Source organism: uncultured Clostridium sp. (genome assembly GCF_934754915.1).
In the GTDB taxonomy this organism is placed as follows: domain Bacteria; phylum Bacillota; class Clostridia; order Clostridiales; family Clostridiaceae; genus Clostridium.
The window spans coordinates 1-10182 of record NZ_CAKVKB010000123.1 but is presented as its reverse complement, the minus strand read 5'-3'; the positions used below and the strand labels follow the sequence as shown (position 1 = coordinate 10182).

Genomic DNA, 10182 nt, shown 5'->3' with positions numbered 1-10182 from the left:
CTTTAAATGAACAGAATGTATTTACTGAACATGGATGGCTTAGAGCAACTCATCCTCCTATGAAAAAGAATGATGAAAAAATGTTCTATCAAGTTAATCACCATGCTTTTATTGCTCATGCAAAAACTGTTATAGCATATAAGAAAATGGGATTAAACGGTAAGATAGGTGCAAGCTTTGCATTCTCACCAAGCTATAGCGTTGATTGTGATCCTAAAAATGCTTTAGCACAAATGAATCATTCAGAAAATATGAGTTTCTGGTGGATGGATGCATATGCATATGGAAGATATCCTATTACAGTATTAAAATATCTTGAAAAGAAAGGTATAGCACCTGAAATTGCTGAAGGAGATTCAGAACTTATGCTTGAAGCAGCAAAAGGTTTTGATTTCATGGGAGTTAACTATTACCAGACTGCATGTGTTCAATATAATCCTGAAGATGGTGTTGGATTAGGTGAAATGAATACAACTGGTAAGAAGGGTACAAGCACTGAAGAAGGAAAACCAGGTTTATTCAAGAGTGCAAATAATCCATATTTAAAGAAAACTGACTGGGATTGGACAATAGATCCTCAAGGTTTAAGAATGGCCTGCAGAATAATAACAAGCCGTTATTATCTTCCAATTGTAATTTCAGAAAATGGACTAGGAGCATTTGATAAAGTTGAAAATGGAAAAATACATGATCCATATAGAATTGCTTACTTAAAGGCTCATATTGAAGCATTAAAAGAAGCAATAGATGATGGATGTAATGTACTTGCTTATTGTACATGGTCATTTACAGATTTATTAAGCTGGCTTAATGGATATCAAAAGAGATATGGATTTGTATATGTTGATAGAGATGAAGTTGGTGGATCATTAAATCGTACTCCAAAAGACAGCTATTACTGGTACAAGAAAGTAATAGAAACTAATGGTGAAGAACTATAAAGGCAATTAAAATTAAAATAGACATATTTATTTGATTTAGAATAATTGGCAAAAGATCACTAAACAGATTCATGAAAGAAGTTTAGTGATTTTTTGTATTAATTAAAATAGGCGAGGATTTTTCATATAAGTATAAATGCCAAAATTAACTCAACATATATCTTGTTATAAGCAAGCATAAATACTATATATTAATATATGTATATAAAATCATAATTATGAAATATCCACAAGTAATAGTATTGAATAAAGGAAAGGTATAATTTAAAAATGAATTTAGCAATTATTTATTACAGTAAAACAGGAAAAACATTAGAAATGGCAAAAGAAATTGAAAAAGGCATGAGAAGTATTGATAATATAGAAGTAAAACTGTTTCCAATAGATAAAGTTGATCAGGATTACATAAAATCAAGCAGGGCAGTTATTTTTGGAACTCCTACTTATTATGCTAATACATGCTGGCAGATAAAAAAATGGTTTGATGAATCATGGGAATATAATCTTTCAGGCAAAATTGGTGGTGCATTTGCAACTGCAAATTTTCAGCAGGGAGGAGCAGATAGTGCAATTCTTACAATAATTAATCATCTTATGGTAAAAGGTATGCTAGTATATTCAGGTGGGTCTTCTCTTGGTGATCCTTATATACATCTTGGACCAGTAGCCCTAAGAGATACATTTGAAGAAAGCCGAGAAATGTTCAGAGTATTTGGAAGAAGAATAGCTGAAAAATGCGTAGAATTATTTAAAAAATAAACCATAAGATAAATATAAGCAAACATTATGCCAATTTTGAAAAATCAATAAATCTGCTGCTTTCTTTGTTTGAAATATTATAGCAGATTTATTGATTTTTTGTTTAACAATTATGTGTATATTTTAAATTCATCAATCTTTTTTCCTCTATATATAACAGCTTGAATATTGATTTCATTTTTTGTGATATCAGCAATAAGAAAATGAAATACTGCACAAAATTTATCTCTATATTCAGGATATAAATCAAGACAATATCCAAAATGCACCTTTAGGATAAGTCGGTGAATGAATAAAAATTAATACAAAGCTATCTATTTATGGTAATTGTATAGGATTTCAATTATAATATATAATAGGAATTAGATTCTGCTATATTTTAATTGAAATCTGTGCGAATAATTCTAAGGAGGAAGGATACATGGGGATATTTGATGCATTTAAAAAAGAAGTAAAGAAAAACAAAGAAGTTATAGCAAAAGATTCAGAAATAAAAGAAAAATCATGTGATCATATGAGAGAAAAAACTGTAGAAAATGAGAGTCAGAATCATAATAAAAAAGGCTATATACTAACAAATGAAAAATGTAATGAATTATTGCAGAGGATATTACACGATTCTGATCATGGAATTTCAATGATGAAAGAATCATCTCTGTCAGAAAATATATTTGTTTTAGGTTATATAGAAAACAGCATTATGCCCGATTTAAAAAAGAAGGGTAATGAAAAGGATTATATGTGGTTCTATTCCACTATGGCTGTATTTAGAAAAATTTTTCTTGGAAAGATTTTTGGAAAAGATACACTATGGAAAGTAATGTCTAAAACAACAGGCCTTCCATTTATGGATAAAGGATGCGAACATATTCTAGTATATGATACATATAAGGAAGTAATAAAGGAAAATCTGAAAAAAATCTATTATGATGTTGAAATAGTTGAAATAAAAAAAGAAGAATTTAAAAATGAAATAGAGGATCTTTTTAGAAAAGGATATAAGGGAATGTGTTTCAGTGATGGAATTACAAGACCTTATTATTTTAGCAAAGAAAGTATTACAGAGAAATATGAGCAAAAGTTTGTAAAACATCTCATAAATCCAGAAACTCAATATTGTATGTCTGCATTCTTCCAAGAAATAAGAAGAAATGTAAACTATGAAGGAGCAGATAAAATAAGATGTAATCTTGAAAATGCAATGATAAAGTCTATAATTAATACAACATTTATAGTTCCTATGAAAAAATCTAATGCAGAGCAGGCTGAGCTTCCAGTTTATATAAGTTCAAAAAATGAAAATACTAAAACTTTAAATCCAGGAGTATATGTATTTACTGACAAAGTTGAAGCAATGGCTCTTGAAAAAATTAATTTCAATTTAAAAGATGGATGGGACTTATACACCTATAATTTTAACGATCTTATGAAACTGTTAGAAAAAGCCCACGTAAATGAGATCTGTATAAATTGTGGAACAATAAATTTTAAAGTTAATAAAGAATCATTGAAAGTTTTAAAAGAGCAGTCAGAACAGCTTAAAAGAGAAAATGAAAAGAAACAGGAAAAGTGGGAAGAAACTGAACTTCCTCAAATGCTTAAAGACAAAAAAGTTCCTATAATAAAAGATAATAAAGGATTAATGCTTTTCGCAAGAAAAAATGACAGTATACTTATGAGTAAATTCATTTTTGATATACTTGTAAAGAGAAATATGAAAGATGAAATTATGAACATGTTTTTTGAAGATGAAGATGTTGAGAATCTCACTTTATATGATTTTGATTTCAGGCGTATAACATTAAAACTTAAGAAAACTGAAGCTGGAAAAGGATTGTTTATAATTCCTATGAGATATGATGATGAAAAAGAAATAGATGTTGCAAAGAATGATAAAATTTATTATACACATGAAGCAGCAATAATACATAATGCAGATGTATCAGGTGAAAAGCAAGAAGTACATGCCAAAGATAAAATAATGAATTTTTATACTATAGAAAATAAAGATACTCATAAAATGTATATTCCTATGTTTTCTAACGAAAAAGAAGCTGAAAAGATTTATGCAAAGGATAAATTCCACTACTGTCTTGCATCTTATAATGATATAATAAAACAAGCTGTAAATTATGATGGTGTTGTAATAAATCCAGCATCTATGAGCTTTATATTGGAAAAACAGCTTCTAGAAAATATATTTGATATTGTAAACAACTAAAAAATATATATTCAAATTAACAATGTATAATAGAAGACGGAATTTCTTTAATTATTATATAGTTTATTATTGAAAATACATGTTTAATAAGTATTATTCAAAACTTCATAATATTTATTACAATGTTTTTTAAAAGATTTAAATCAAATTGAAGGGAGAAAATAAATGTGCATATATGAAAAAAAGTATCAATAATTGTTCCAGTACATAATACAGAAGAACTTATTCCACGCTGTTTGGATTCTCTTGTAAATCAGACAATAGATGATATAGAAATAATACTTGTAAATGACTGTTCTACTGATAACAGCCTTAATATATTGAAAGAATATGAAAAAAAGTATGAGAAAAAAATAATTCTTATAGATCTTGAGAAAAATCTAGGACCTGGAGGAGCAAGAAACAGAGGAATAGAAAAAGCATCAGGCGAATATATCGGATTTGTAGATAGTGATGACTATGTTGAAACTGAAATGTATGAAAAAATGTATGAAATTGCAAAATCAGGTGATTACGATATGGTTGATTGTGCATATAAAAATAAACATACATTGAAGGATTGTCTTAATATAGAAGAGGATGTATGGGGAACATTAGATGTAGACAAGCGTAAAAAGCTAGTCATAAATCCCGGATATATGTGGAGCAAAATAATTAAAAAAGATATATTTGAAAAAAATAATTTAAAATTCAGGGAAAATTCAAAATATGAAGATATAGATTTTGGAAGACTTCTTTGTATGTATGTTAATAAGGTTTATGGATGCAGAAATATATATTATCATTATGAATATAATGATAATTCCATAACAAACAGCAGTAATATGGATATACAGATAGATGGACGAATGGAAGCTATAATTTCTCTTATTGATGAATTTAAATCCATAAATGAATATGATACCTATAAGGAAGAAATTGATTTTCTAGTTTATGCAACTTATGCTGATATGATAAAATTATATTCATTAGAAGTGGATCCTGAAAAACAGACATATGAATGTTATAAAAAATTAAGAGATTTCTTTTTTAAGTTTATAGGTGGTGAATATAACAAGAATAAGTATATAGAACAGTTAGATAAGAAAAAAATAAGAATGTACGCTGAATTAAATAATGCTGATTATAGGCTTATACTAGATACTTTAAATAAAAAATAATTAATAATTTCCTGCTATAATAAATTTCAGAGATGATTTTATTATAGCAGGATTTTTTTATTAATATTAAATGAAAATTAATATTAATTGATAAAAATTATATATAAATTGTTAATTTAAATATATGAAAAACATTAAAATAAACTTAAAAAAATATTATGAATGTAGAGATTATGGAGATGAACAGCATATTATAAGGGATAGACATGATTTAAAGGATTATAATTTTAGTTTTGGTTTATTTGACAAATTCACCAAATTTATTATAATAGTTAGTATGCTACGTATTTAGATGGTCTGAAATTGTGTTGTAGATTAAAAAGAAATTATACAAAAATTATAGTTAGTGTGGAATGATTTATACACATATGCTTAAATACAGCATATGATTTTTAAAAATTGGAGGACAACATGAAAAAAGAAGAGATAAGATTAAGTCTTCTTTTAAAGATGGTAAATAATATGTTTGAAAGAAAACTTAATAATAGAGCAGCATTAATGGATCTTACTAATGCTCAGTGCAGAATTCTTGGATATCTGGATAGAAACAGAAATAGAGAAATATATCTAAATGATATTGAAAAAAGATTCTGTTTAAAAAGGCCTACTGTAACAGGACTTATAAAAAGACTTGAAGAAAAACAGTTTATACATGTAGAGACTAAAGCAGATGACAGAAGATATAAAAAAATAATTCTTACTGACAAAAGTGAAGAAATAATCGAATTTATGAAAGAAAATCTGGAAAATGCCGAAAGAGCTTTGTATAAAGATATTACAGAGGAAGAAAAAAACGAACTGTATAGAATTCTTTTGATAATGTTTAATTCAATGAAAGATGAGCAATGAAAAGATGTGCAATTCTAACTTATAAATATCCATATTTATTATTAGACTGAAAACTAAATAAGTAAATAAAGTAATTTTATTACGGAAAGAAAGGAGAATATATATGATAAAGACATTAATGTCTCAAGTAAAAGAATACAAAAAGGATTCTATTTTGTGTCCTATATTTGTAATATTGGAAGTTATTATGGAAGTTATTATTCCTTTTCTTATGGCATCAATAATTGATAAAGGTGTAGAAGCTGGAAATATGAATCATGTTATAAAAATAGGAACAATAATGATAATAGCAGCAATGCTTTCACTTACATTTGGAGCACTTGCTGGTAAATATGCAGCAAGTGCCAGTACAGGATTTGCAAAAAATTTAAGAAAGGTAATGTTTGAAAATATACAGAGTTTTTCATTTTCAAATATAGACAAATATTCTACAGCAGGTCTTGTAACAAGACTTACAACAGATATAACAAATGTACAAAATGCTTATCAGATGGTAATACGTTTATGTACTAGAGCTCCTATAATGCTTATATGTGCAATGTTTATGGCATTTAAAGTAAATTCTAGATTATCTATGATATTTTTAGGAGCAGCAGTATTTTTAGCAATATTTTTATATCTTATAACTAAAAATGTACATCCTCTTTTTATGAAAGTTTTTAAGAAATATGATGCTTTAAATGCAGGAGTACAGGAAAATATAAATGCAGTAAGAGTTGTAAAAGCTTATGTAAGAGAAGATTATGAAATAAATAAATTTCATAAAGCATGTGAAAATATATATAAGCTTTTTGTAAATGCAGAAAAAATTCTTGTATTAAATATGCCTGTAATGCAGTTTACAGTATATACTTGTATACTTCTTATTTCATGGTTTGGTGCAAAGATGATTGTTGGAGGAAGTCTTACAACAGGTGAATTAATGAGTTTATTCACTTATCTTATGAATATTTTAATAAGTCTTATGATGATTTCTATGATATTCGTTATGGTTATAATGTCTAAAGCATCAGCAGAACGTATTGTGGAAGTAATAAATGAAAAATCCGACTTAAACAATAAGGAAAATCCAGTATATGAACTTAAAGATGGTTCTATTTCATTTGAAGATGTTGACTTTGCATATAAAAAAGATGGGGAAATTGTGCTTTCAGATATAAATTTAAACATTAAGAGTGGACAAACTATTGGAATAATTGGAGGAACAGGAAGTGCAAAATCAAGTCTTGTGCAGCTTATTCCTAGACTTTATGATGTACAGAAAGGTGAAGTAAAAGTCGGAGGCCTAAACGTAAAAGACTATGATATAGAAACTTTAAGAAATGAAGTTGCAATGGTTCTTCAGAAAAATGTACTATTTTCTGGAACAATAAAAGAAAATCTTAAATGGGGAAACAAAAATGCTACTGATGAAGAAATAATAAGAGCATGTCAGCTTGCCCAGGCAGATGAATTCATAAATACATTTCCAGATAAATATGATACTTTTATAGAACAAGGTGGTTCAAATGTTTCTGGTGGACAAAAACAGAGATTGTGTATAGCAAGAGCTCTTCTTAAGAAACCTAAAATATTAATTTTGGATGATTCAACAAGTGCTGTTGATACAAAGACAGATACACTTATAAGAAAAGCATTTAAAGAAGAAATACCAGACACTACAAAAATAATAATAGCCCAGAGAATTTCTTCAGTTCAAGAATGTGATAACATTATCGTGTTAAATGAAGGCGCTATTGTTGATGTTGGAAATCACGATGAACTTATTGGAAGATGTGAAATTTATAGAGATGTATATGAATCACAAATGAAAGGAGCTGATAAAGATGAGGAAAAATAATCTTGGAAAAGGAAAGCCACAGATGAAATCAAAACCTTCAGAAGTAATGAAAAGATTATTCTCATATATTTTTGAAAATTATAAAATTCACTGTATTGCAGTTGTAATACTTATACTTATCAGTTCATTTGCAAACATTGTAGGTACAATGTTTATGAAAAATCTTATTGATGATTATATTACACCATTTTTAAAGGAACAGAATCCAAGTTTCGCTCCTCTTCTTAAAGCTCTTATAATTATGGGGTCAGTTTACTATTTTGGTGCACTTTGTACATGGACTTACAACAGAATAATGGTAAATGTAACTCAGGGAACTTTGAGAAATATAAGAAATGACTTATTTAAGCATATGGAAAAGCTTCCTATAAAGTATTATGATACTCATGCTCATGGTGATATAATGAGTATTTATACAAATGATACTGACGCTTTAAGACAGATGATTTCTCAAGGCATACCACAGTTTATAAGTTCTGCAGTTACTGTAATAGGTGTTCTTATATCTATGGTAATACTCAATATTCCATTAACAGTTCTTTCACTTTTGATGATTGGAATAATGATAATTGTCACAAAAAAAATAGCAAAGCAGAGTGGAACTTATTTTATTAAGCAGCAGAAATCACTTGGAAAAGTAAATGGATACATCGAAGAAATGATGGAAGGACAAAAAGTAATAAAAGTATTCTGTCATGAAGAAGAGAGTATTGACCAGTTTAATAAGATAAATGAAGAACTTTGTGAATGTGCAGATAAAGCAAATAAATATGCCAATATATTGATGCCTATTATGGCCAATATAGGTAATATAAGTTATGTAATTACAGCAATATGTGGAGCACTTCTTGCTATATATGAAGTTGGAAACTTTTCTTTAGGTGGACTTGCTTCTTTCCTTCAATTCAACAGAACATTAAACCAGCCTATAGCACAGCTTTCACAACAGCTTAATGGTATAGTAATGGCACTTGCTGGAGCTGAAAGAATTTTTGAACTTATAGATGAAAAACCTGAAACAGATGAAGGATATGTTGAACTTGTAAATGCAAAAGTTCATGAAGATGGAACAATAGAAGAAGTTAAGGAAAGAACAGGAACATGGGCTTGGAAGCATTATCATAAGGCTGATAATACAACAACATACAAGAAACTTGAAGGTGATGTTGTATTTGATCATGTTGATTTTGGATATAATGATGAAAAAATTATACTTCATGATATTGAACTTTATGCACAGCCTGGACAAAAGATTGCATTTGTAGGGGCAACAGGGGCAGGAAAAACAACAATAACAAATCTTATAAACAGATTTTATGATATTCAGGATGGTAAAATAAGATATGATGGAATAAACGTAAATAAGATAAAGAAAGCAGACTTAAGAAGATCTCTTGGAATAGTTCTTCAGGATACGCATTTATTTACTGGAACAGTAATGGAGAATATACGTTATGGTAAACTTGATGCAACTGATGATGAAGTAAAAGCAGCAGCAAAACTTGCTAATGCAGATTACTTTATAAAACACCTTCCAAATGGATATGATACAGTTCTTACAGGAGATGGAAGCAATCTTTCACAAGGACAGAGACAGCTTCTTGCAATTGCAAGAGCAGCAGTTGCAGATCCTCCAGTTCTTATTCTTGATGAAGCTACTTCAAGTATAGATACACGTACAGAAAAAATAGTTCAAGAAGGTATGGATAATTTAATGCATGGAAGAACAGTATTTGTAATTGCTCATAGATTATCTACTATAAAAAATTCCGATGTTATTATGGTTCTTGATAAAGGAAGAATAATTGAAAGAGGAAATCATGATAGCCTTATTGATAAAAAAGGTGTATATTATCAATTATATACTGGAGCATTAGAACAGGATTAATCAGTAATAAAGAACAAATTTAAATGACAGTGTTTTTTAAGCACTGTCATTTTTTTATTCTTTAGGAAATTATATATTCGGATGATTTGTGGATAACTTTGGAAAGGGGCGGAAATACACAGTCTGCAAAGCAGATTTTTTTATATTATATTATTTTAAGAAAGGGTTGAAATATAATTATGGAACAAAAAATTGCGGATAATATTAATATATTAGGTAAGTTTTGTGGGAAAAGAGATATTAGGTTATTAACTAAAGAAGAATTGCAGAATAAATATTGCATTAATCAAGCAGATGTAATGGTTTTATTTGGCGGAAGTGTTTTATGCGGTGGAGATGTTTTAGCTGCTGCAATGCACAATGATATTGCAAAAAAATATATAATTGTCGGTGGTGCAGGTCATACAACAGATACTCTCAGGAGGAACAAAATAGTTACTAAAAATATATTTAAATATAATCAAACATGATACAATATAACTTGAGGTGATTATATTTGAATAAAAATTATAAACCTAAAGAAT

Annotated in this window: 7 protein-coding genes and 1 pseudogene; all 8 read left to right on the top strand. The window is 28.2% G+C overall.

The features are described from left to right. A partial coding sequence (locus Q0F58_RS14795) for a glycoside hydrolase family 1 protein (RefSeq protein WP_294378155.1) occupies positions 1 to 941 on the top strand: 941 nt, incomplete at its 5' end. Positions 942 to 1211: 270 nt separating this feature from the next. Continuing rightward, a complete protein-coding gene (locus Q0F58_RS14790) occupies positions 1212 to 1700 on the top strand; it encodes a flavodoxin family protein (protein WP_294378152.1) in 489 nt (162 codons plus the stop codon). A gap of 421 nt (positions 1701 to 2121) precedes the next feature. Next, positions 2122 to 3921, top strand: a complete 1800-nt coding sequence (locus tag Q0F58_RS14785; protein WP_294378149.1) for an SseB family protein — start codon at positions 2122 to 2124, stop codon at positions 3919 to 3921. 191 nt (positions 3922 to 4112) lie between these two features. Beyond that, entirely contained in the window at positions 4113 to 5081 is a 969-nt protein-coding gene (locus Q0F58_RS14780) for a glycosyltransferase family 2 protein (RefSeq protein ID WP_294378158.1), read from the top strand. A 411-nt stretch (positions 5082 to 5492) separates the two neighbouring features. Next, positions 5493 to 5930 carry a MarR family winged helix-turn-helix transcriptional regulator gene (locus Q0F58_RS14775; RefSeq protein WP_294378144.1) on the top strand — a complete coding sequence of 146 codons (438 nt, stop codon included), beginning with the start codon at positions 5493 to 5495 and terminating at the stop codon, positions 5928 to 5930. A gap of 103 nt (positions 5931 to 6033) precedes the next feature. Continuing rightward, positions 6034 to 7770: an ABC transporter ATP-binding protein gene (locus Q0F58_RS14770; RefSeq protein ID WP_294378142.1), complete on the top strand. Its 1737-nt coding sequence runs from the start codon at positions 6034 to 6036 to the stop codon at positions 7768 to 7770. Continuing rightward, positions 7757 to 9658, top strand: coding sequence for an ABC transporter ATP-binding protein (locus Q0F58_RS14765; protein WP_294378139.1), 1902 nt, complete (start codon positions 7757 to 7759; stop codon positions 9656 to 9658). Before Q0F58_RS14770 ends, Q0F58_RS14765 begins: the two co-directional genes overlap by 14 nt. Positions 9659 to 9837: 179 nt before the next feature. After that, positions 9838 to 10083: pseudogene (locus Q0F58_RS14760) on the top strand (YdcF family protein); the annotation flags it as partial. Between the last annotated feature and the right edge of the window lie 99 nt (positions 10084 to 10182).